The following is a 23811-nucleotide window of genomic DNA, read 5'->3' as shown; positions in this document are numbered from 1 at the left end:
AGCGGAAAACCCCATCATGTATTTGGTGGGGTTTTTTGTTTTCCTAAATTTGGAACGGTACTTGTAAACTTAATTAAAAATTTGTTACATGATTAATCAACTTAAATTAATTATCTTTTTGGGTATATTGACAAGCTCTCTCAATACTCAAGCCCAGGAATTTAGCGCCTTTGAAAGTGATGAATATTTTAAATTTAGGATTCACTATGGTTGGTTCAATGCGAGCTATGCCACACTAAGTGTAAAAGATCAAATGTATGAAGGTAGAGAGGTTTACCATGTAAGAGGGCGCGGGAAATCAACCGGATTGCTTCACCTGTTTTTTGAGGTTGATGATGATTATCAGACTTTTATAGATAAAGAAAGCAAAAAACCAGTGCGGTTTATTCGTAAAATCAATGAAGGTGGTCATACCAAAAATAAGGAGCTATTTTTTGATCATGAACAAAAAACCGTGCTTGTGCACGATAAGAAGTATAATAAAAAAGAAAGTTTTGATATTAAACCCAATGTTCAAGATATGCTCTCAGTGTTTTATTACCTAAGAGAAAAAATAGACAGATCAACATTACAAAAAGGAGATGATTTCAAATTAAATTTATTTTTTGATAATGAAAATTATCTTTTTAAGACTGTATTTCTAGGTAGAGACCGGGTAAAAACAAAATTCGGATACGTTCAAGCGCTTAAATTTAGACCTTACGTTCAGGCTGGTCGAGTCTTTGAAGAAGAAGAAAGCTTAACTTTTTGGGTAAGTGATGATGAAAATAAAGCGCCTATAAAAATAAAAGCAAAATTGGCAGTTGGTTCTCTTGAAGCAGATTTAGAAGACTACAAGAACTTAAAGCACCCCATTCAATTTCAAAAACGATAAAAAAGCTTGTTAGTTTTTGTAAATCAGCTAACGTTTAAATATTTTTGAAAACTTATAAATTATTCAGTAAAAAAACAAAAATCTTGCCCAAATATCTCTTTTACGTCTTATTACTTAGTGCACCATTTTTAAGTGTTAAATGTGAATCCGACAAGAAATCTTCAGCTCTTGTTGAAAAAAAGGTTGCGAAGCTTAAAGTTATAAAAGAGTACGATTTGGTGCTAAATAATTATAATGTCAAACGGGATACTATTAAACCTGGTGATAGTTTCGGCGCTATTTTAGATAAATATGGGGTAGCTCCAGCACAAGTATTTGTCATTTCAGATAAAATTAAAGATGTTTTTAATGTGGCTCGAATTAATGCTGGTAAACCTTATACCGTTTTGCAAACAAAAGACACTACCGGCCAAATCGAGGCCTTAGTCTATGAGCACGACCGCATTAATTATACTACTATTTTCTTAAAAGATAGCATCTATGCTAAAAAAGGCAAAAAACCAGTTACTATAAAAAGAAGAAAAGCTAGCGGGGTAATCGCATCTTCTTTGTCGGCTGCCATGGATCGAGAAGGCTTGAGTCTCGCCCTAGCCGATCAACTATCGGGTATGTATCAATGGAAGGTAGATTTCTTTAAGCTTCAAAAAGGAGATCATTTTAAGGTCATTTATAAAGAAAAATATATAAATGATACCATTTATGCCGGTCTAGCCGGAATTGAAGCTGCTGTTCTTACTCATTACGACAATCCGTATTACGCTTTTAAATTTGGAAAGGATAGCATTTCAGGTTTTTCTAAATTCTATGATGACGAAGCCAACTCCTTACAAAGCTTTTTTTTAAAAGCACCTTTGCAATTTTCTAGAATTTCTTCACGATTTACAAAAAGAAGATTTCACCCAGTACAAAAAAGGTGGAAAGCTCATAAAGGAACCGATTATGCTGCTCCTCATGGTACCCCTATTTGGTCGACGGCAGATGGGGTAGTTATCAAGTCTAGCTATACCCGTGGTAATGGTAATTATGTAAAAGTAAGACACAATGAGAAGTATACAACTCAATACTTGCATATGTCTAAGCGAAACGTGAAAGTAGGCCAGCGCGTAAAACAAGGTGATGTGATAGGTTTTGTGGGTAGTACAGGCTTGGCAACGGGTCCTCACGTATGTTACAGATTTTGGGTTTACGGTAAACAAGTAGATCCTTACAAACAAAACTTACCCAGTTCAGAACCTTTAAAAGAAAGCTTGAAGCCAGAATATTTCTTGGCTATTGAACCTATCAAGAAAGAACTCAACAACATTAAAACTGCTAAGTTAGACGACCTAAATTTATAGAATTCACATTCGTTAACCTTAAATTAATATTATTGTTAAGAATTCCTAAAATAAAAAGACTTTTTTTGATTACTTTTGCAGCGACAAAATAAATAAAATTAGTCTTTAAAATGAAAAACTTAATTTTGGTTGGGATGTTCTTGGTAACATCTTTCTTGATGGCACAAGGTACAATTAAAGGTACCGTAACCGACTCAGAAATGAACACGCCACTACCTGGAGCCAACGTGATGGTATTTGGTACCAACGCGGGGGCAACAACAGATTTTGACGGTAACTTTTCGCTTAAAGCGGATAAATCTAATGGAAAACTTGTTGTTTCTTACGTAGGGTTTAAGAAAAAAGAAATTCCGTTTACCCTTACTAACGGTCAAACTTTAGAACTAGGAGAAATTAGCCTGGAGGCAGACAACAGCGCATTAGATGAAATTCTAATTACAACCTATTCTTTAGCGATAGATAGAAAAACACCCGTTGCGGTTTCTACCATAAAAGCACAAGATATCGAAACTAAATTAGGGAATCAAGAATTTCCAGAAATTTTAAAATCTACTCCTGGTGTGTATGCAACCAAAGGTGGTGGAGGTTTTGGAGATTCAGAACTTCGCTTACGCGGATTTAACTCAGAGAACATCGCTGTAATGATTAATGGGGTTCCTGTTAATGATATGGAAAACGGTAGAGTTTATTGGAGTAACTGGGCAGGTCTTGCAGATGTTACACGTTCTATGCAGGTGCAAAGAGGTTTAGGGGCTTCAAAAGTAGCTGTTCCTTCTATTGGTGGAACGGTAAACATTATTACAAAAACTACCGATGTTAAAAAAGGAGGTAGCTTTTTTGCTACAACAGGTAACGATGGTTACCAAAAATTTGGAGCAACAGTTTCTACAGGAAGATTAGATAGTGGTTTTGCAGCAACTATCTCAGCTTCAAAAACATCTGGAAACGGATTTGTAGATGGAACAAAATTTGAAGGGTATTCCTATTTTGTGAACTTAGCTCAAGAAATAGGAGAAGATCACCAACTTTCATTTACCGCTTTTGGTGCGCCACAAAGACATGGACAACGCCAAAACCGCGAGCTTATTGAAACCTTTCAACGCAGCGAACGCGGAATTCGTTTTAATAGAGACTGGGGGTATAAAAACGGTCAAGAATATAACGTAGAAGATAACTTCTACCACAAACCACAAATCTCTTTAAATCACTTTTGGAATATCAGTGATAAAACAGATTTATCTACCGCTGTTTATGCTTCTTTCGGTACAGGAGGAGGTAGCGGATACTCTGGAACAAACAAATTTGGTATAGATAACTCGCCTTATAGAAACGGAGACTTACAGCCTGTAAATTTAGATCTAATTGTACAAGAAAACGTTGATCGTGGCGCATTAGGTTCAGAGACCATAATTAGAGATTCAAATAACAACCATTCTTGGTACGGTGCGCTTTCTACTTTAAGTACAGAGCTTACAGATGATATCGACTTAATGGCTGGTGTAGATTTAAGATATTATAAAGGAGAGCACTTTCAGAGCGTTAAAGACCTGTTAGGAGGTCAGTTTTTTAATGATGACAGCAATGTAAACAATCCTGTGAATAATGCTAAAGTTGATGATAAGATAAGTTATTACAACGATGGTATTGTACTTTGGGAAGGTGTTTTTGCACAAGCAGAATACTCTAAAAATGATTTGTCTGCGTTTGTATCTTTAGCTGCATCTAATACTTCTTACAAGCGAATCGATTATTTCAACTATTTAGATTCAGATCCAGAGCAAGAAACAGATTTTCAAAACTTCTTTGGTTATAGCGCAAAAGGTGGTGCAAACTATAACATTGATAACCATCACAATGTATTCGCTAACGTAGGATATTTTGAAAGAGCTCCTTTCTTTAGAGCGGTTTTCTTAAACTTTCAAAATGACATCAACGAAGATGCAGAAAATCAAAAGATTTTTAGTGCCGAGTTAGGTTACGGTTATAGAGCTAACAACCTACGCGTGAATTTAAACTTATATAGAACCAATTGGAAAGATAGAACTTTAACTAGATCTTTTAATAACCCAGATGGTTCTTTTGGTAGTGCAAATATTTTAGGAATTAATGCAATTCACCAAGGAATCGAATTAGATGTAGATTACAGACCATTTGATAATTTAACCCTTAGAGCAATGGCTTCTATTGGTGACTGGAAATGGCAAGATGATGTAAAAGGAGTAGAGATTTTTGACGATGAGCAAAACCTAGTGAATACCATAGATATTTTCATCGAAGACCTGAAAGTGGGAGATGCGGCTCAAACCACATTTGGTTTAGGCGTTGACTACGATGTTTTACCTAGCACAACCTTACGTTTAGATTATAACTTCTACGATGATTATTTCGCAGATTTCGATCCGAATAACCGTACAAATGCCAACAGTAAGCAGGCATGGGAAGCACCATCTTACGGTTTGGTAGATTTAGGATTAGTTCATAACTTTAAATTAGGAAGTTTAGATGCAACGATAATTGGTAACGTAAACAACTTACTTGATACAGAATATATCGCAGATGCCCGTGATGGAAGAACTTCTAGTTACCAAGATGCTTTGGTATGGTACGGCTTTGGAAGAACCTATACCTTAGGGGCTAAAATTAAATTTTAAAACCACATAGACTTATGAAAAATATAAAATTTTTATACGCAGCGCTACTTGGTGTCCTTTTTATGGGCTGTGAGCCGATGGAGGATATCCATGATGAAATAGATGCGCAAGAAGAGGAAGTTAAAGGAGAGGCAAACTACACCTTAACCGAAGATGACTATACAGATCTTTTAGAGTTAGATTTTACTAGCTTTAATTCTGAAGACGAAGCAAAACAACTTATTCCTACCGTTTTAGAAAATCAATACCCATATTGGGGTACTGGATCTACCGTAATGGTTAATTATAATTTATATGTAGGTAGAAAAGACGGATTAAGCGACTACACTGGAGCTATGAATTATGAGCTTACTAAAGCAGATTATGCTTTAACAGGTAGCGACGCCAATGGATTTTACCCCAATGCTAATATTGAACAGGGTATAGATCAAGTGTTAAGTGCTCAAATGCCAAATGCTCAAGAAGGTGATGTGTTATTAGTAGAGTACGATCAATATATCGAGGACCCTGTTGTTGGTTTTGCCGATTTTATTAATTACAATTTTGCTAATAGTTTAGAAGGATGGGCGATTGAAGATAAACTAGGAGCAGAAGGTTGGGAGTCTAGAACAGATTATATACAAGGAAACGGATTTAATTCTGGTCCCCAAGCTAATATTGACTGGTTGGTTTCTCCAAGCATTGATTTAACCAATGAAACCGATTTGCGTTTCCAAATTGATCAAGCTATCAACTATGCAACAGATATGTCTTTACTTAAGATTTTAGTAGCTACAGATTATACAAATGATGTAGATACCGCGACTTGGACAGAGATTAACTTGGCAACTACCCCAACCGGTTCAAGTAATGACTTTATCTTAAGTGAAAATTATGACTTTTCTGCTTATGAAGGTGAGACCATCAACATTGCATTAAAGTATGAGTCTACTTCATCAGATGCAGCTCGTTGGAGAGTTAAAACGGTTGCTCTTAAAACCATTGGAATTACAGGCGAAAGCAACACTTACAAGCATTTTTATATGTTTGATGGTAGCGAGTGGGTAAAAGATGATGCTGCCTATAATTTACAAGCAGCAGATTATGATGAAATGGGAAGTCCAGGACGTTACAATAACTTTAGTAACTCAGACAAACCAGAAAATTACCTTCCAGCTTTCTTGAATAAAATGTTCCCATACGTTCAAGAAGGAGATGCTATATTCTTGGTATATAACTATTATAATGGCGATGAAACCCAAACGCGCGGTGATTATTATTATTATGAAATGGGTATGTGGAACCGACACGAAAGTATTCAAGAGGTAAGCTTGCAGTTTGGTTTTGAAGATGGTACTTGGGTACCCGATAATACCATTAATTACACCCTTACCGAGGCTGATTACTTAACCATAGAAAGCGAGTTAGCCGAGAAGTATCCAGATCCGGCTAGTAGTGCGGGAAGATATAAAAACTTTGACTTAAGAGAGGGTAATAAAAACTTCTGGACCAATGATATGATTTTAGAGGCGATAAATGTTGTTTTAAATGACATTAATCCCGACGCAGAAGAAGGTCAAAAATACGCAGTTTCTTATGCATACTACAACGGTAGCTCTGGTGTAGATACTATGTATGTAATCAAAGAAAATGGCGCTTGGGTTTTACAAGAGTAAACCTAAATTGATTTAGCCTATTTTTTTTAAATCGGTTCTTTTAGCAATAAAAGAACCGATTCTTTTTTGCCTAAAATTATTCCGTATATTTACAACAAAAACAATGTACACAGGTTTATTTCATTTTCACTCTTTTTGGGCTTATTTGGTATTACTCGTAGTCGGTTTGGCAACGATAAACGCACTAGCTGGCTATTTTACAAAACGCAGCTATTCGCCAAATGATTTTAGAATTTCTTTATTTGCGCTTATTGCATCACACATTCAATTACTCTTAGGTATCGTTTTGTTTTTTAAATCACCCAAAATACTTTGGTTTCAAGATAACTTAGAGGTGGGAACAATAATGAAAGATCCTTTATTGCGTCTTTATAATGTAGAGCATCCTACGCTTATGATTATTGCCGTTGTATTAATTACGATGGGTTACTCAAAACATAAAAAGAAGTTGTCATCTACACCAAAATTAAAAACTCTAGCGATATTTTATACTTTAGCTTTGATAGCTATTTTACTGATGATTCCGTGGAATCAATGGTTTTAAAATAAAAAAATCCGGTTAAACCGGATTTTTTTTTACTTAAATTTCTAATTAAAGAGAAGTATCTATTTCCTTAATTAGGTACACAAATACAGGAAAATGATCACTGTAACCACCAGAGAAACCTCCGTTTGAAAAACTTCTAAAGGGGTATCCTTTATATTTACCGCGCGGAGTAGCAAGAAAAGGAGGATTAAATACTCCTGCTTTGTAATATTTATAAGTGCTATAATCTTTATCTAAAAATCCGTGACTTAGTAACATTTGGTCAAATAAATCCCAGCTATCTCGATAAGCAATTGTTCCTATTCCAGATTTTTGCATACTCTCAAATGGATTGTAGAACTCTTTTAGCTTAGTAGTTTCTTTTTCCGCTTTAGCGCCAAAATTCTCTTTAATACTTTTATTGTAAGGCCCGTCGTTAAAATCACCCATAGTAATAATTTTTGCATATGGGTCTATGGCAAGTAAAGAATCGGCTATTTTTCTATTTAAATCGGCTGCAGCCTCTCTTAAATAACTGCTTCGTGCTTCACCGCCACTACGGGAAGGCCAATGATTAACAATAAAGTGCATTTTGTCTCCATTCAAAAAACCACTCACAACAAGCTGGTCTCTGGTATACACTTTTTTATCGGGATTGTCGCTTCTAAAAATTTTTAATTCGTGTGAAACGCTATTAGAAACTTGAAAAAGGTCTTTCTGATAAATCAATCCTACATCAATCCCACGACGATCTGGTGACTCATAATGTACAATTTGATAATTGTAAGGTAATAAATCGGGCTCATTAAGTAAGTCTATTAGCACCTTTTTGTTTTCGATCTCACAAACTCCAACTACGGCGGGAGCGTTCTGCGCTACATCGCTACCAATTTGCTTGATAACAGAAGCCATATTTTTTAATTTTTTTTCATAAACAGATTGGCGAAGCCCTTCATCCATCTCCATAATAGGAGAATATTCATCATTCTTACTAGGGTCGTCTTCTGCATCAAATAAGTTTTCTAGATTATAAAATGCAATTGTATTTACTTGATAGCTTTTTTTGGTATTACTGCTGTTTGTGGTTGTTCCTGTGGGTCCGCAACCAATTAGAAAGAGACCTAAAACCAATAAAAGAAACTGCTTATTCATAATTTTTCGTATTTTAACAAATATTTAAATTTTACGTGTTACGTAGGTTATGCAAGTATTTAATGTAAATTTGCATTTGCTAAATTAGGCACAAATAGTTTAATAATTAAGAAAACTACATTAAGAAAATGAAAAAAGGATTATTTCTTTTTGCTCTAATGATTATTTCTTCTAGTCTATGGGCGCAAACCATAGTTAAGGGAAAAGTTGTTGACGCAATTACTAATGAAGAATTACCCGATGTAGAAGTAAGTGTTGAAGAAACCACACTTAGTCTAAAAACAAATGCTAAGGGAGAATTTATTTTTGATCGTTATGAATTGCCCTTGGGAGAGCAGGTTGTCTCTTTTGTAAAAGAGGGCTACATCAGTAAACGTTTTCCCGTAATCATTAATGAAAACGCTACCTTAGATCTTGAAACCATAAGTTTAAAGGTAGATGTAAATGAGGAAAATTTGCAAATAGGTGTAATTTCACTTAGCGCAAGTGAGTTAGATGAAGACGAAAGTTCAGCTTCAAACTTATCGGGACTTTTACAAGCTTCTCGAGATACTTACCTTAATGCTGCTGCCTTTGATTTTAGTGCTACCTTTTTTAGACCTAGAGGTTTTGATAATGAAAATGGTAAAGTGCTTATTAATGGTATAGAAATGAACAAACAATTTGACGGTAGACCGCAATGGTCTAGCTGGGGCGGATTGAATGATGTACAACGAAACCAAATTTTCACCATGGGTCTAGAAGCTAATGAGTATACTTTTGGTGGTGTTGCGGGTACAACCAATATGATTATGCGTGCTTCTCAATACAGAAAAGGTGGGCGTGTTTCTTATGCTGCTTCAAACCGTTCTTACCAAGGAAGGGTGATGGCAAGCTACAGCTCTGGACTTTTAAATAATGGTTGGTCTTATACCTTTTTGGCTTCTCGCCGATTTGGTGAAGAAGGTTTTAAAGACGGTACGCTTTATGACGCTAATTCATTTTTTGCTGCAGTTGAAAAACAAATCAATCCCAATCATAGTTTAAATTTAACTGCATTTTTTACACCTAATAGACGAGGAAAAGCAACGGCTATTACACAAGAGGTGAAAGACTTAAAGGGTGTCGAATACAATCCTTTATGGGGATATCAAGATGGAGAAATTAGAAATTCTAGAGTTAAAGAAATAGAAGAGCCAGTGGTCATGTTAAATCACTACTGGAACATTTCAGATAAATCCAAACTAAATACCAACGTGGCTTTTCAAACCGGTAAAATTGCCAACTCAAGAATTGATAACGGAGGTACGCGTATTGTCGAAAGTAGCGATGGGCAAATAAGCTATGTGGGCGGAAGCAATAACCCTACACCAGAATATTACCAAAATTTACCCAGTTACCATTTGCGTTTTCCTAACCCAGAAGCAAAAGATTATCAAGCTGCATACTTAGCTAGAGAGGCCTTTGTAAATGACGGGCAACTTAACTGGAACCGTTTGTATGAAGCCAACGCGATTGCACGAGCAAAGGGCGGAAATTCTATTTATATTATCCAAAACGACAGGCAAGATGATACCCAGTTTACGGCAAATACCATTTTTACTTCAGATGTTAACCAAAATATCACCTTAAACGCATCTTTAAACTACAGAGGCTTGCTAAGTGAGAACTATGCCGAAGTTAAAGATTTACTGGGAGGTACTGGTTATTTAGATGTCGACTTCTTTGCCGAAGAGCCTCAAAATATTGAAACTTCAGGAATCAATGACTTAGCTCAAAGTGATGTCAACAATCCTAACAGAATTGCGAGAGAAGGAGATCGCTATAAATACAATTATGATATTAGAGCTAATGTTGCTACTGCTTTTGCACAAGCCCAATTCAAGTATAAAAGGGTAGATGGCTATATTGCCGGAAACGTTTCAAATACAACATACCAACGTGATGGTAAATATAAAAATGGTTACTTTTTAGATAATAGTTTTGGTAAAAGTGAAAAATTAGATTTTACTAATTTTGGGGCAAAAGCCGGAGCTACTTATAAAGTTTCAGGTCGTCATTTGGTTAGCGCTAATACAGGATATTACACCACAGCTCCTAATATAAGAAACTCTTTTAGCAATGCTAGACAAAATAATAATGTTGTAACCGGGTTAGAATCAGAGAAAATCACTTCAGCAGACCTGAGTTATATTTATAGAACGCCAAAAGTGAAAGCAAGATTAACAGGTTTTTACACAGGTTTTCAAGACGGTACAGATATCGGTTTCTACTTTACGCAAGATCTTTCTGGTTTTGGTATAGATGAAGGAGACGCTTTTGTGCAAGAAGTGGTTACTGGTATTGATAGAAGAAATATGGGGGCAGAGTTTGGTATAGAAGCTCAAGTTACCCCTACCATTAAGCTTAAGGCTGCGGGATCTTACGGCCAATATGTCTATACTAATAATCCAGATCTATATTTAACCAGTGATGACTTTAATCCTGCAATGCCAAATGTAAACGAAAAAGGAGAAGTACGTTTTGGTGATGGTAAGACAAATTTAAAAGACTATCACGTGGCGGGAGGACCAGAAAAAGCTTTCCAAGTAGGTTTTGAATATAGAGATCCAGATTTCTGGTGGATTGGTGTAACGGCAAACTACTTTGACGATGCTTACATCGATATTTCTTCATTGAACAGATCGGCTAACTTCGATTTAGATTATGACGGTTTACCTAGAAATGACTATGATCCTGCCAAAGCAAAACAATTGCTAGCTCAAGAAAACTTTGGCGATTATACACTTGTAAACATCGTTGGCGGTAAATCTTGGAAAATAAATCAGTATTTTGTTGGATTCTTTGCAACCATAAACAACGTTTTTGATACAGAATATAAAACTGGTGGTTTTGAACAATCCAGGAATTCTAACTTCACTAATTTAGCCGAAGATAAGGCTCGGGAAAACGGACCAATTTTTGGTAACCGCTACTTCTTTGGCTACGGAACAACTTATTATTTAAATTTATACTTAAGATTTTAATTAGAAAATACAACACGATTATGAAAACCATACCATTCACAAAATTCTTATTCCTTTCGCTACTTTTAGCAGGATTTGCCACTTCGTGTGTGCAAGATGATGATTACGATGTGCCTAATACAGATGTTAAAGATATTGAGATTCCTGGTACAATCGTTTCTATTGAGTCTGTTCTAGGTGAGTTTGCTCAAAACGATAGCGAGCAATTTACTTATTCAGAAACCAACCAATATTTAGAAGGTTACGTGATTTCTTCAGACGAAGCGGGTAACTTTTTTAGAGAGATTATTCTACAAAACAAACCAGAAAACCCAACAGCAGGTATTAAAGTTGCTTTATTTGTAAACTCTTTATATACGCGTTACCAAGTAGGACAAAAGATTTATGTTGGCCTTGACGGATTTACGATTGGGGTTTCAAACGGAGTGGTAACCCTAGGGGTGCCAGACGGTAATTTTATTGATAAAGCACCTGCTCAGTTTGAAAATCAAATCATAAGAAGTACAGAAATTGCCGAAATAGTTCCGTTACCTATCAGTATAAATCAGTTTTCTGATGCTTATGAGAACTTATTCATCCAATTGGATAATGTGCAGTTTACCAAAGCACAAATAGATGCAAATTTAAGTTTTGCTTCTGAATCTGAAGATAGTTTTGATGGCGAGCGTATTCTAGAGAGTTGTACAGCTGATGCTACAACCACTTTAAGTACAAGTACTTTTGCCGATTTTAAAGGCTTAAAATTACCTAAGGGCAGTGGTACCTTAAACGGAGTGTTATCTAGGGATTATCGCGATGAAAAATATATTATCGCTATAAATTCACCGGCCGATTATAATATGAATGCAGAACGTTGCGATCCGCTTACTTATGATTGTGGTATTGCAGCTACTCAAGGAAGTCAAAATATTTTAAATGAAGATTTTGAAGCTCAGGCAAACGGTCCTGCAAATATAAGTGGATGGGTAAACTATGCAGAAGCAGGTTCGCGTTCTTGGGAGGTTTTTACTGATAGCGAAAATGTACCTTCAATGGGTAAAGCTGTTAGAATGCAAGCATTTAACTCAGGTGACCAAAGCAATATTGCATGGTTAATTACACCACAAATAGACTTCGATACACAAGACAACGAAACGCTTATGTTTGATACTTCAAATAGTTTTTCAGACGATAGTAACCTAAGAGTGGTGTTGTCTACCAACTGGGATGGCGACGTGAATACTATTAATGACGCCGATTGGGGCGAATTGTCTGCAGCCACCGTTGTTGATGATGGTGAATTTTACAAAAATGTAGTGAGTTCTGGAGTTGTTGATCTTTCTTGTATAGAAGGGAAAGCCTATATTGCCTTCAAATATATTGGAAGCACTCAACAAGCTCAAGATGGGACATACGAGCTAAACAACATTACGGTAGATTTTGAATAATTAAAATTGCTACAAGAAGGTAAAAAAAAGCGGCCATTTGGCCGCTTTTTTTATTGCTCTTCTCCGGTATACGCATCATATTCAGGATACAGGAAATTGTTATACGGGAAGCGAGTGATATGAATTTCACGAACAGCTTCATAAACTTTTTTTCTAAACTCCTCTATATTTTCTTTATTTATAGCAGAAATAAAGAGCACATCATCACCCACTTTATTCATCCAAGTACGCTTCCATTCTGCAAGAGAATAATGAGCCTTAGTTTTTTCGGTTATTAAATCATCTTCATCAATGGTCTCGGGTTCATAGGCATCAATCTTATTAAAGACCATAATAGTAGGTTTATCTTTGCCTTCTATCTCACTTAAAATTTGGTTTACCGATTCAATATGATCCTCAAAATTAGGATGCGAAATATCGACAATGTGCAATAACAAATCTGCTTCACGCACCTCGTCTAGCGTAGATTTAAAAGACTCTACCAGTTGGGTGGGTAGCTTTCTAATAAAACCAACCGTATCGGTTAATAAAAAAGGAAGATTGCGTATAACCACTTTACGTACCGTGGTATCTAAAGTCGCAAACAATTTGTTCTCTGCGAAAACATCGCTCTTGCTTATGACATTCATTAAGGTTGATTTACCAACATTAGTATACCCAACTAAAGCTACACGAACCAGCTGTCCACGATTGCCTCGTTGAACAGACATTTGTTTGTCTATTGTTTTAAGCTTGTCTTTTAATTGCGATATTTTATCACGTACTATACGTCTATCGGTCTCTATTTCGGTCTCTCCTGGTCCTCGCATTCCAATTCCCCCGCGTTGTCTTTCTAAGTGTGTCCATAATCCCGCTAGACGAGGCAATAAATATTCATATTGTGCCAATTCAACTTGTGTACGAGCATAACTGGTTTTTGCACGCTGTGCAAAAATATCAAGAATAAGATAGGTACGATCTACTACCTTACATTTTAAAATTTTCTCAATGTTTTTCTGTTGAGCGGGGCTCAGTTCATCATCAAAAATAGCTGTTCCTATATCATTGGCATCTACAAATTGTTTCACCTCTTCCATCTTACCTGTTCCAATAAACGTTTTTGGATTAGGAACATCTAATTTTTGGGTAAAACGTTTTAATACTTCCCCGCCAGCCGTGTAAGTCAAAAATTCTAATTCATCAAGATACTCACGGGATTTTTCTTCATCTTGATGCTGAGTAATAATCCCAATAAGTACAGATTTTTCATATTCAATATTTTCTTTTTCTAACATAAATCTTTTTTCTTAATTCAAAAATACAAAAAGCCAGTTTCTAATCTTCAAATTTCTTAATAATAGACACCAATATAGTTCTATAATGTACAATAATGCATCGGACTATAGCTTTTGTTTTTATTTAGAAAATATCATGCCAAAAAAAAAGCTGCCAATATTGGCAGCCTTGAATCATTTAATTGTTGGATTGGCTGTAAACGATGTTTCTATCTTTCCATTCGCTCACCTCGGCTACCCTATTGTCTGTGTAATTTATTTGCGTTAAACCTTGGTCTTGATAGTAAAACCAAAGTCCAACTTTCTTACCTTTTTCATAATGGGCGATAGCCATTTTAGATCCATCTGGTGCATACATAACCCATTGCCCATGTAGCTTCCCATCTTTATAAGTTCCTTCTTGTTTCACTGCGCCATCTTCATAATAAAATGTACCTCTTATTAAGGTGTCCTCTTGTTCGAAATCGGGAGATGTATTTTGCGCAAATAGCGTTATTCCTGCTAAGAGAAACGTACCTAAAATTAAATTTTTCATCTGTATATCTTTTATAACTTATTATCTAAGATAATTAAAATTTACAATAAATAAACTATTTGGTAACATAAACTTAACATTAAGTATGTAAAAAGCTGAACATCAAGGCATTATATTTTTATTTAATTTTGATTTACGCCTATTTTTATTTTCTAAATTGGTAGCATGAGTTTAAGTTACTTCTTATTTTTGTCAAAAATTTCGGCAAAAAATGTACAGAACACATACAAACGGGTCTTTACGGATTCAAGATAAGGGTCAACAGGTTACACTATCTGGTTGGGTACAAAAAGTAAGAGATAAAGGATTTATGATATGGGTTGATTTGCGAGATCGCTACGGAATTACCCAGCTAATCTTCGACGAAGAACGCACTCCAGAGTCTGTAATGGATTTGGCTAAAACCTTAGGGCGAGAATTTGTAATTCAAATTAAAGGTCAAGTAATTGAGCGAGAATCTAAAAACCCAAACCTGCCAACCGGAGAAATAGAGATTCTCGTGCAGGAGTTAGAGGTGTTAAATGCCGCAAAAACACCACCTTTTACCATTGAAGATGAAACCGATGGCGGGGAAGACTTACGCATGAAATTTCGATACCTAGACATTAGGCGAAATCCTGTTAAAAATAAGCTAGTTTTTCGTCACCAAGTAAGTATGGCAGTTAGGAACTTTCTGGCGAACCAAGGTTTTATCGAGGTAGAAACACCTTATTTAATTAAGTCTACACCAGAAGGCGCAAGAGATTTTGTAGTGCCCAGTCGTATGAATGAAGGTGAATTTTACGCACTACCACAAAGTCCGCAAACTTTTAAGCAACTGCTAATGGTGGGTGGTTTAGACAAGTATTTTCAAATCGTAAAATGTTTTAGAGACGAAGACTTGCGCGCAGATCGGCAGCCAGAATTTACACAAATTGATTGTGAAATGGCTTTTGTAGAGCAGGAAGAGGTTCTTACTATATTTGAATCGCTTACTAAGCACCTGTTAAAAGAAATTAATGGGGTAGACGTTGAGAAATTTCCTAGAATCACCTATGATGAGGCTATGCGTTTATACGGGAATGATAAACCAGATATTCGGTTTGGAATGCAGTTTGGCGAATTGAATGAGGTTGCAAAACATAAAGCGTTTAAAGTATTTAATGATGCCGAATTAGTAGTGGGTATTGCTGTACCAGGTGCCGCCGATTATAGCCGTAAAGAAATTGACAAATTGATTAAATGGGTGCAAAGGCCACAAGTAGGAGCACAAGGAATGGTTTACGTAAAATACAATAAAGATGGTAGTTTTAAGTCTTCTGTAGATAAGTTTTACGATGCATCGGATTTAGAAGCTTGGGCCCATAAAACACAGGCCAAACCAGGCGATCTAATTTGTATATTGTCTGGCGAAACTGCCAAAGTACGTGCGCAACTTAGTGCCTTACGTATGGAAATGGCCGAGCGTTTGGGTCTAAGAAAACCCGATGAATTTGCTCCGTTGTGGGTAATCGATTTTCCATTGCTCGAATGGGATGAAGAGACTAATCGCTATCACGCTATGCATCATCCTTTTACAGCTCCAAAACCCGGACAGTTACCTTTATTAGCAACAGACCCTGGTGCGGTAAAAGCCAACGCCTATGATTTAGTACTTAACGGTAATGAAATAGGTGGGGGTTCAATACGTATTTTTGATAAAGAAACACAATCTCAAATGTTTGACTACCTAGGTTTTAGTCCCGAAGAAGCCCAGGCACAATTTGGATTCTTAATGGATGCTTTTCAATATGGAGCCCCACCGCACGGTGGTTTAGCTTTTGGCTTAGATAGATTGGTGGCAATTCTAGGTGGGCAAGAAAGTATAAGAGACTTTATCGCTTTTCCTAAAAACAATGCTGGTCGAGATGTAATGATAGATGCCCCGGCGCCCTTAGATGAAGAACAACTAAAAGAGTTAAACCTAAAAACAACCCTTTAAAAAAAATCCTGCGAAAGCAGGTTTTTTTTGCTATTTTAGTTAAGGCTGTGAAAACGTTTAAACCATGCCTAGTAATAAGAAATTCTTTAAGCGCTTTTTAAAATGGCGGTATAAAAATATTTCAGATAAGAATTTTATCAACTTCTTGGCTATGCTGGTTGGTTTGGCGGCTGGCCTCTCTGCTATAATACTTAAAAATTTAACTCATTTTATATCTGCTATATTCGAAGATGGAGTAGTGGCTAGTTACCATAGTTATTGGTATTTTATTTTTCCGTTATTAGGTCTTTTACTTACCTTCTTAGTAAAAAAAATAGTAATCAAGCATAAAATAACGCATGGTATCCCCATGGCTTTGTTTGCTATTAGTAAAAAAGAAGGCAAAGTAAATCGTTCTAATTTGTTTACCTCTTTAATTACAGCACCGTTAACAGTAGGGTTTGGTGGTTCTGTGGGTTTAGAAGGGCCATCTGTTGCAACGGGAGCTGCCTTTGGTTCTGGTATAAGTGACCTTTTTCATATGAAAGCACAAACCAGAAAACTTTTGCTGGTCTGTGCAGCAGCCGGTTCCCTTTCGGCTATTTTTAAAGCCCCTATTGCGGCTATTCTATTTGCTCTTGAAGTTTTTAGTCTAGAATTAACCTTTACTTCTATGTTGCCTTTACTTATTGCATCGGTTTCGGCGGTTCTTACAAGATTATTACTAATAGGAGAGCAGTATATTGTAAACCTGAATGAGATTCAGCATTTTGAAATAGGTAACTTACCCTTTTATATTTTTCTTGGCCTTTTTGCCGGATTGGTTTCCATATATTTTACAATGGTTTATTTTAAAACCGAAAATCAATTCCGTAAAGTACAAAAACCAATATTTCGTGTTATTTTGGCCGGTATGATTTTGGGTGTTTTAACCTATTTGGTTCCTCCTTTATATGGTGAAGGTTTTGAATTTATGAATAAAATCATTGGTCAAGATTATGAAACGGCCTTAGACAGCTTTCTTTTTCGAGACCAACAATCTACTTGGGTGGTATTAAGTTTAATGGTAGGCCTTATATTCTTAAAACCACTAGCAACCGCGGTAACCTTAAGTGGTGGAGGGGTGGGAGGAGTCTTTGCCCCCGTCTTGTTTTTAGGAACGGTTTTGGGTAGCTTTTATGTTAATTTCTGTAAGCAATTAGGTTATATCTTACCTAATAATAATTTTGCCATGTTAGGTATGGCCGGACTTATGGCTGGAGTTTTACAAGCACCTTTGACAGCGATGTTTTTAATAGCCGAAGTCACTGGAGGTTATCAATTATTTATACCCTTGATGCTTGTAGTAGGTACTGCTTTTATGATTTCAAAATCTTATCAAGAAAGTAATATCTATACAAAAGAACTAAAAGAAAAGAACGCACTACTTACTTTAGATAAGGATCAATCGGTTTTAACTTTATTAAATCTAGATTCGATAATAGAAACTAATTTCATTATCTTAAAACCCGGAATGACCTTAAAAGATATGCTATTTAAAGCAGTGGTAAAGTCAAAAAGAAACTTGTATCCAGTGGTCGATGAGGATGAAAAATTGATAGGTGTAATTACACTAGATGATATTAGAGACATTATGTTTGATCAAGACAAATATGAATCTGTCGTAGTTGAATTTTTAATGCACGACCCACCAGATTTTATAGACTATGAGCAAGATAGTATGCAACAAATTATGTTGAAATTTCAAAACAGTGCTGCGTGGAATCTTCCTGTTCTTAAACAGGGAAAATATGTAGGTTTTGTTTCTAAATCTAAACTCTTAACGGCTTACCGCCGAAAATTAATCACTTATTAATAATCTAATGAAAACAGCAATTAAACTCTTATTTATTTTAATGGTTTTGGGCTTAGCAGCAGGCTTAATTATGCAGCAAAATGAAATATATGAAAAATTGGCAAATGTTCTAATAGGTTCTTCGCTAGTTTTAGGAATATTTATTGTAATGCCACTTTTTTTGTACCAAAGATCAAAAAGTAGGAGCCTAAAAGATTATATGCTAACCCCAGAAAATATTAAAAAAATGAAAGAAAAAAGGGTTGATGATTTAAAATTTTATAAAAAAAAAGAAAATAATTTGGATTAAAAAAATTTGGTTTCTCAATTTATATTGTACTTTTGTGCATTATTAATTATTTTATTTTTACAATGGAAGGTACAGTTAAATTTTTCAACGAATCAAAAGGTTATGGTTTTATTACAAACGAAGATACAGGTAGAGATATCTTTGTGCACGTAACTGGTTTAGAAGGTGACTCTTTGAACGAAGGGGACCGTGTAGAGTACGTTGAAAGTGAAGGAAGAAAAGGAATGACTGCGACAGAAGTTCGCGTGATTGAATAATATTTATTATTTTAAGTTTTCTTAAAGCACCATTTTTATGGTGCTTTTTTTATGCGTTGTTTTTGCTTTAAAAATTAGTATATTTAAGCTATGCAAAAACAATGTGTAGAGTGTGGTGAGGCCATGCGCGGCCGCGCAGATAAAAAATTTTGTGGTGATTACTGCAGAAACGCCTATAATAATCGACTTAATAAAGACGCTAATAACCTTATGCGTAATGTGAACAATAGATTACGCAAGAACTACCGTATACTGCAGCGCTTAAATCCCGAAAAGAAATCTAAAACCACTAAGCAGAAACTAGAAAACTTAGGTTTTGATTTTACTTATTTTACCAGTATTTATACCACAAAGAAAGGAACGGTTTATTATTTTGTCTATGATCAAGGTTATTTACCCCTTGAAAACGATTATTTTGCTTTGGTAAAAAACAACTCTTGATATGAAAAAAAAAATCAGCAGCCTGTTGGTGTACTTACTCTTTGTTGGAGTTTGTTTTTTTAGTTTTTATAGCCTTACACCAAGAAATGATAGTCAGCTAGAGCATTTCGATTTAGAAAAGGCTAAACAACACGTAAAGATAATTGCTAAAGAGCCGCATAGTATAGGAACTTCTTACCACGGTCAAGTAAAAAAATACATAGTAGAGCAATTACAATCTTTAGGTCTAAGTGTTCATACACAAAAAGATTATGTCTTAAATGAAGTAGGTCAATTTACTGCTCCAGAAAATATAATTACTCGAATAGAGGGTAGTGAACCAGATAGAAAGGCCCTTCTAGTTATGACACACTATGATAGTGCAGTGCACTCTTCATTTGGCGCTAGCGATGCCGCATCTGGAGTAGCAACAATTTTAGAGGTTTTGAGGAATTTTTTGGCTCAAGAAAATAAGCCTAAAAATGATATCATTATTTTATTTACCGATGCAGAAGAGGTAGGCTTAAACGGAGCTGCCCTGTTTGTTGATGATCATCCTTGGGCAGATGAGATTGGGCTAGTGCTCAATTTTGAAGCCAGAGGAAGCGGGGGTCCCTCAAATACTATAATAGAAAGTAATAGTGGTAACAAAACTTTAATAAGTGAGTTCTCAAAGGCTAGAACAAAATACCCATTAGCCAACTCACTAATGTATAGTGTTTATAAAAAACTACCCAACGATACTGATGCAACTGTTTTTAGAGAACAAAAAGAAATACCTAGTTTTTTCTTTGCTTTTATTGATGATCATTTTGATTATCACACGGCAAATGACACTGCAAAGAATTTAGATGATACTTCTTTGTTGCATCAAGCTAGTTATTTGGAGCAACTTTTACCGCACTTTGCAGAGATTGACTTGGCAACATTACCAAGTGAGGAAGATATGGTTTACTTTGATCTTCCTGTTATTGAAATGGTTTACTTTCCATTTGCTTATATTTTTCCCTTATTAATTTTGGGTTGGATAGTATTAATCGCCTTATGCCTTTACGGATTTAGACAAAAATTAATTTCTTTTGCAGAGGTAACAAAATCATTCAAGAGCTTACTACTTTTCTTGATGTTTGGTCTAGGTTTTTCTTGGCTCATATGGTTTGTTTCTAAACTAATTTACCCCAGTGTTCAAGAAAATTTAAACGGTTTTACTTATAATGGACATTGGTATATTTTGGCTATTAGTGCCCTGAGTTTTGCTTTAGCTCATTTTTTATTTTATCCTAAAAAAAGCTCAAATTTTAATCAGCGTACCAGCACACTTTTACCAGGAATTGTGTTGATTTTATTAATTTGTACTTTAATAGCTTTTATATTACCCGGAGCGTTTTATTTTATTTTTGCATTTTACTTTGCTTTGGCAGCCTTTGGTTTGCGTCTTTTTCAAATTAAAAACCTATTTATCTTAGCTCTGCTTGGCCTTCCTTCACTTTTAATTTTTGCGCCTTTAGTTCAATTTTTTCCAGTCGGATTAGGGTTAAAAATACTGCCTGCAAGTACCTTACTAATATATTTTATCTTTGTAGGGTGGCAAGCTTCGTGGTTAGAATTAGAGTATAAAAAACCGGTAGGTTTTGCTTTTATTTTTATCGGATTGTTGGCTATAATTGTTATTCACTTAAAAAGTGACTTTAATGAACTACGACCTAAACCCAATAGTTTGCTTTATGTTTTTAATGTAAATGAAAATCAGGCTAACTGGTACAGTTATGACGAGCATCTTGATAGTTTTACTCAGCAAATTTTTGATGCTCAAGATCGCATACAAAAAGCCAGTTTGTTTGATAGTAAATACCAAATGCCATTTACTTTTGAAAAACAAGCGCCCATTCTCCCGTTTAAACCCGCCCAAATTAGCATAAAAAGTAAATACTCAAATTCAATCAGTACAAGATATAAACTAACTATTACACCCCAGCGTGACCTTAATCGAATTGAGATTACTAAACCTAAAGATCTTGAGGTTTTAAGTCTTAAAATAAATGAAAAAACGATTAAAAATTCCGCCTTAGCGTACTATAAAAATAAACGAGAGTCTTTATTAACCTACTATGTGGTAGATAACGACACGTTGCGAATAGAAATTGAATTGCCCAAAGACAATGCGGCTCAATTAACGCTGTTTGAAGCAAGTAACAACCTATTAAGTCAGCAAAAATTTACGATTGAACCACGAAGTACAGACCAAATGCCAAAGCCTTTTATTTTGAATGATGCCATCATAACCCAACAAATTATAGAATTAAAATAAACTTATGTCAAAGGATTTTAAGAAACGAATAGCGCAATGGGAGAAAAAGCGACAGTCGCCCAGATACTATGTTTTTCTTTACGGATTTTTGATCTTTGCCTTTCCAGTATCCACTTTTATTGAATTGGTAAATGCCAATTTTCAAATGAGTGAACTCAATGCATTGCGTTGGTTCTTTTTCTTACTAACTCATAGCCTTTTTGGTTGTTTGGTAGCTTTTTTTGATTTTAAACGCAAAGACAAAGAGTATTTAGAGTTTAAAAATAAACAAAAATGAAAGAAAAACCGGTAATAGGAATATTAGGTTGTGGCTGGTTAGGCCTTCCCTTGGCCAAAGAACTTTTGCGATTGGGTTATCGAGTAAAAGGTACAACTACTCGAAAAAGTAAAATAAATAAGCTGCGAGATATTGGTATTTCAGCTCACGTTGTGAAACTTACTGAAGATTCAATTATAGGCGAGGTAGATGAGTTTTTACAGGACATTAATTGTCTAATTATAGATGTGCCTCCAGGCTTGCGAAAAAACCCAAAAGAAAATTTTGTAAAAAAAATGAATCACCTTTTTACGGAAGTAGAAAAGAGTGAGGTAAAGCACGTAATTTATGTAAGTTCGACTTCGATTTTTGAAGAGGAAGAAAATTTTCCAACTTACAAAGAAAATGATATTCCTAACGCAACCTCTTCTACCGCTCAACAGTTGATAGAAGTGGAAAATCTTTGGCAAAGCAGCGAGAATTTTATCACGGCAGTTGTTCGTTTTGGAGGTTTGGTAGGAGAAGATAGGCACCCTGTAAAATATTTGGCAGGAAGAGAAAATATGAAGAATCCTGATGCTCCGGTAAATCTTATAGAGCAAAATGATGCAATAAGATTGTTAATTCGATTGGTTGAAAAGTCAACTTCTGGAATTTTTCATGGTGTTTATCCAATTCATCCTTCTAGAGATAAATATTATTCCGCAGCAGCGAAAAAAAGATCTTTAGAAGTGCCTCTTTTTGACTATTCTTCTATATCCAAAGGAAAAAAGATCAGCTCTAAAAAAACGAGTGAAACTTTAAGTTTTGAGTTGAAGTTTAAGCCGTAATTTATACTGTTGCTTATATACTATTTCTGCTATTGCTTTTTTAATTCTTTTCTGAATTTTGTTTTTATTTAACGGACTTCCATTAAGAGTATATCTTTCTACATACTCAATAATTTTATCCTTATTATTAATTACAGAGCAAAATAATACGCCACGATATGAATCACCATAACTACCGGTAATGGATATTAGTAGGGTGTATTTACTTTCAGAAATTAAAATTTCATTGGGTGCTGCAACAATCCATTCTGGGTTTTTGTGTTTCTTAGATAGGATAATTTCTAATGCTTTATTTACGGTTGAATAATCTTTTGACATCAAATTCAACTCATAATATTCGCTTTTAGGTAATTCTAATTTTAGTGTTTCAATTACAAAATTTTTCACCAATTCCCGATCATCATATTTTGGGTGACTTGTTTTATTTACTCTTATGTATATTTCAATAGAAGGAGTAACTACATTTAAACTATCTCTATAAAATTTTAATTAAAATACTTGTTATTTAATACAGTACCTATGAGTAGTTGCGTGGGTTAGCACATAACTTTACAAGTATGCACCAAACTGAAAATCCGAGAGGGTTTTCAGAAGTAGGCGAGAACAAGCAATTACTTATAGCTATTGTTGTGCTTTCGTTTTTATAATTTGTTTTTTTTCAATCCATAGTTTTTTATTACATAAAGAAACCCAAATCCTAAGAGCACTCCTAGTATTCCATATACGGCATCAGTTTTGTCAGGCGTATTTAAAAATGGTATTAGAAGTTCTATTATTATAGTTAAGAATAAAATAAATGCCCCAATTAAAATTAAGTGTTTAAATGTCATACCGAACATTACACCAACGTACCCAAGAGTTATGTAAAAAATAATACAAAGTGAAAAATTCGAGATATGATTGTAAAAATCAGGCATTACCTTTAGTAGTGAGCCTATTCTAATATTCTCAAAGTTTCTTCCGAAGAAACGTCAAAAAAAAATAGATTTCTTTTTTCATACACATCCTTTAACATTCTGCTGCTGCAGAAAAAAAGATGTTTTTATGTTAATTTATTAAAATAACATTAACAAAACAACAACCTTATTGTGTAATAAAATAATTATTTGTACCTTAAACACCTAATCAACTTTTTATTAACATGCAACAAAACAACAAAACAACAAAACAACAAAACAACAAAACAACAAAACAACAAAACAACAAAACAACAAAACAACA

19 protein-coding genes are annotated in these 23811 nt (G+C 35.0%); 15 read left to right on the top strand and 4 right to left on the bottom strand.

The features are described from left to right. Positions 1-88 precede the first annotated feature (88 nt). The 5 genes from FT993_RS06355 to FT993_RS06335 all read left to right on the top strand — a co-directional run bounded on the left by FT993_RS06355 (position 89) and on the right by FT993_RS06335 (position 7061). Complete coding sequence (locus tag FT993_RS06355) at positions 89-874, top strand: DUF3108 domain-containing protein (RefSeq protein WP_147861708.1); 786 nt, start codon at positions 89-91, stop codon at positions 872-874. An 83-nt stretch (positions 875-957) separates the two neighbouring features. Continuing rightward, the gene (locus FT993_RS06350) at positions 958-2211 is read left to right on the top strand and encodes a peptidoglycan DD-metalloendopeptidase family protein (RefSeq protein WP_187240772.1); all 1254 of its coding nucleotides are present in this window, start codon (positions 958-960) and stop codon (positions 2209-2211) included. A 110-nt stretch (positions 2212-2321) separates the two neighbouring features. Further along, on the top strand, positions 2322-4862 hold the full coding sequence (locus FT993_RS06345) for a TonB-dependent receptor domain-containing protein (RefSeq protein WP_147861707.1): 2541 nt from the start codon (positions 2322-2324) through the stop codon (positions 4860-4862). A 14-nt stretch (positions 4863-4876) separates the two neighbouring features. Then, the gene (locus FT993_RS06340; protein WP_147861706.1) at positions 4877-6517 is read left to right on the top strand and encodes a choice-of-anchor J domain-containing protein; all 1641 of its coding nucleotides are present in this window, start codon (positions 4877-4879) and stop codon (positions 6515-6517) included. Positions 6518-6620: 103 nt separating this feature from the next. Further along, complete coding sequence (locus FT993_RS06335; protein ID WP_147861705.1) at positions 6621-7061, top strand: hypothetical protein; 441 nt, start codon at positions 6621-6623, stop codon at positions 7059-7061. A 48-nt stretch (positions 7062-7109) separates the two neighbouring features. Here FT993_RS06335 and FT993_RS06330 read toward each other — a convergent pair whose 3' ends face one another. Beyond that, positions 7110-8195, bottom strand: a complete 1086-nt coding sequence (locus FT993_RS06330) for an endonuclease/exonuclease/phosphatase family protein (protein WP_147861704.1) — start codon at positions 8193-8195, stop codon at positions 7110-7112. Positions 8196-8323: 128 nt separating this feature from the next. Here FT993_RS06330 and FT993_RS06325 point away from each other — a divergent pair, with 128 nt between their 5' ends. Further along, the gene (locus FT993_RS06325; RefSeq protein WP_147861703.1) at positions 8324-11200 is read left to right on the top strand and encodes a carboxypeptidase-like regulatory domain-containing protein; all 2877 of its coding nucleotides are present in this window, start codon (positions 8324-8326) and stop codon (positions 11198-11200) included. A gap of 20 nt (positions 11201-11220) precedes the next feature. Further along, entirely contained in the window at positions 11221-12627 is a 1407-nt protein-coding gene (locus tag FT993_RS06320) for a DUF5689 domain-containing protein (RefSeq protein WP_147861702.1), read from the top strand. Between the two features lie 50 nt (positions 12628-12677). Here the strand turns inward: FT993_RS06320 and hflX are convergent, their stop codons facing one another. After that, the gene (gene hflX, locus FT993_RS06315) at positions 12678-13901 is read right to left on the bottom strand and encodes a GTPase HflX (RefSeq protein ID WP_147861701.1); all 1224 of its coding nucleotides are present in this window, start codon (positions 13899-13901) and stop codon (positions 12678-12680) included. Between the two features lie 178 nt (positions 13902-14079). Continuing rightward, a complete protein-coding gene (locus FT993_RS06310; protein WP_147861700.1) occupies positions 14080-14436 on the bottom strand; it encodes a toxin-antitoxin system YwqK family antitoxin in 357 nt (118 codons plus the stop codon). 211 nt (positions 14437-14647) lie between these two features. Here FT993_RS06310 and aspS point away from each other — a divergent pair, with 211 nt between their 5' ends. The 8 genes from aspS (at position 14648) to FT993_RS06270 (ending at position 22590) form a co-directional block, all read left to right on the top strand. Further along, positions 14648-16396 (top strand): aspartate--tRNA ligase, encoded by a 1749-nt coding sequence (gene aspS, locus FT993_RS06305; protein WP_147861699.1) that lies wholly within the window; start codon positions 14648-14650, stop codon positions 16394-16396. A 64-nt stretch (positions 16397-16460) separates the two neighbouring features. Next, positions 16461-18230: a chloride channel protein gene (locus FT993_RS06300; protein ID WP_147861698.1), complete on the top strand. Its 1770-nt coding sequence runs from the start codon at positions 16461-16463 to the stop codon at positions 18228-18230. 7 nt (positions 18231-18237) lie between these two features. Further along, positions 18238-18519 carry a hypothetical protein gene (locus FT993_RS06295; RefSeq protein WP_147861697.1) on the top strand — a complete coding sequence of 94 codons (282 nt, stop codon included), beginning with the start codon at positions 18238-18240 and terminating at the stop codon, positions 18517-18519. Positions 18520-18581: 62 nt separating this feature from the next. Continuing rightward, positions 18582-18776, top strand: coding sequence for a cold-shock protein (locus tag FT993_RS06290; RefSeq protein ID WP_147862006.1), 195 nt, complete (start codon positions 18582-18584; stop codon positions 18774-18776). A gap of 90 nt (positions 18777-18866) precedes the next feature. Beyond that, on the top strand, positions 18867-19217 hold the full coding sequence (locus tag FT993_RS06285) for a hypothetical protein (RefSeq protein WP_147861696.1): 351 nt from the start codon (positions 18867-18869) through the stop codon (positions 19215-19217). Between the two features lies 1 nt (position 19218). Further along, positions 19219-21504: a M20/M25/M40 family metallo-hydrolase gene (locus tag FT993_RS06280; RefSeq protein ID WP_147861695.1), complete on the top strand. Its 2286-nt coding sequence runs from the start codon at positions 19219-19221 to the stop codon at positions 21502-21504. Positions 21505-21508: 4 nt separating this feature from the next. Further along, complete coding sequence (locus FT993_RS06275) at positions 21509-21781, top strand: hypothetical protein (RefSeq protein WP_147861694.1); 273 nt, start codon at positions 21509-21511, stop codon at positions 21779-21781. Next, positions 21778-22590 carry an NAD(P)H-binding protein gene (locus FT993_RS06270; protein ID WP_147861693.1) on the top strand — a complete coding sequence of 271 codons (813 nt, stop codon included), beginning with the start codon at positions 21778-21780 and terminating at the stop codon, positions 22588-22590. Before FT993_RS06275 ends, FT993_RS06270 begins: the two co-directional genes overlap by 4 nt. Here the strand turns inward: FT993_RS06270 and FT993_RS06265 are convergent. Further along, positions 22561-22977 carry a hypothetical protein gene (locus tag FT993_RS06265; protein WP_187240771.1) on the bottom strand — a complete coding sequence of 139 codons (417 nt, stop codon included), beginning with the start codon at positions 22975-22977 and terminating at the stop codon, positions 22561-22563. The two genes, FT993_RS06270 and FT993_RS06265, sit on opposite strands and share 30 nt — an antisense overlap. Positions 22978-23811: the final 834 nt, after the last annotated feature.

Source organism: Mesonia sp. HuA40, from assembly GCF_008017835.1.
Lineage (GTDB): Bacteria > Bacteroidota > Bacteroidia > Flavobacteriales > Flavobacteriaceae > Mesonia.
The sequence above is the reverse complement of the archived record's forward strand: the minus strand, read 5'-3'. Positions and strand labels throughout refer to the sequence as shown.

Coding starts and splice junctions, on each gene's coding strand:
- FT993_RS06355 (WP_147861708.1), top strand. CDS start 89: ATGATTAATCAACTTAAATTAATTATCTTTTTGGGTATATTGACAAGC.
- FT993_RS06345 (WP_147861707.1), top strand. CDS start 2,322: ATGAAAAACTTAATTTTGGTTGGGATGTTCTTGGTAACATCTTTCTTG.
- FT993_RS06340 (WP_147861706.1), top strand. CDS start 4,877: ATGAAAAATATAAAATTTTTATACGCAGCGCTACTTGGTGTCCTTTTT.
- FT993_RS06335 (WP_147861705.1), top strand. CDS start 6,621: ATGTACACAGGTTTATTTCATTTTCACTCTTTTTGGGCTTATTTGGTA.
- FT993_RS06330 (WP_147861704.1), bottom strand. CDS start 8,195: ATGAATAAGCAGTTTCTTTTATTGGTTTTAGGTCTCTTTCTAATTGGT.
- FT993_RS06325 (WP_147861703.1), top strand. CDS start 8,324: ATGAAAAAAGGATTATTTCTTTTTGCTCTAATGATTATTTCTTCTAGT.
- FT993_RS06320 (WP_147861702.1), top strand. CDS start 11,221: ATGAAAACCATACCATTCACAAAATTCTTATTCCTTTCGCTACTTTTA.
- hflX (WP_147861701.1), bottom strand. CDS start 13,901: ATGTTAGAAAAAGAAAATATTGAATATGAAAAATCTGTACTTATTGGG.
- FT993_RS06310 (WP_147861700.1), bottom strand. CDS start 14,436: ATGAAAAATTTAATTTTAGGTACGTTTCTCTTAGCAGGAATAACGCTA.
- aspS (WP_147861699.1), top strand. CDS start 14,648: ATGTACAGAACACATACAAACGGGTCTTTACGGATTCAAGATAAGGGT.
- FT993_RS06300 (WP_147861698.1), top strand. CDS start 16,461: ATGCCTAGTAATAAGAAATTCTTTAAGCGCTTTTTAAAATGGCGGTAT.
- FT993_RS06295 (WP_147861697.1), top strand. CDS start 18,238: ATGAAAACAGCAATTAAACTCTTATTTATTTTAATGGTTTTGGGCTTA.
- FT993_RS06290 (WP_147862006.1), top strand. CDS start 18,582: ATGGAAGGTACAGTTAAATTTTTCAACGAATCAAAAGGTTATGGTTTT.
- FT993_RS06285 (WP_147861696.1), top strand. CDS start 18,867: ATGCAAAAACAATGTGTAGAGTGTGGTGAGGCCATGCGCGGCCGCGCA.
- FT993_RS06280 (WP_147861695.1), top strand. CDS start 19,219: ATGAAAAAAAAAATCAGCAGCCTGTTGGTGTACTTACTCTTTGTTGGA.
- FT993_RS06275 (WP_147861694.1), top strand. CDS start 21,509: ATGTCAAAGGATTTTAAGAAACGAATAGCGCAATGGGAGAAAAAGCGA.
- FT993_RS06270 (WP_147861693.1), top strand. CDS start 21,778: ATGAAAGAAAAACCGGTAATAGGAATATTAGGTTGTGGCTGGTTAGGC.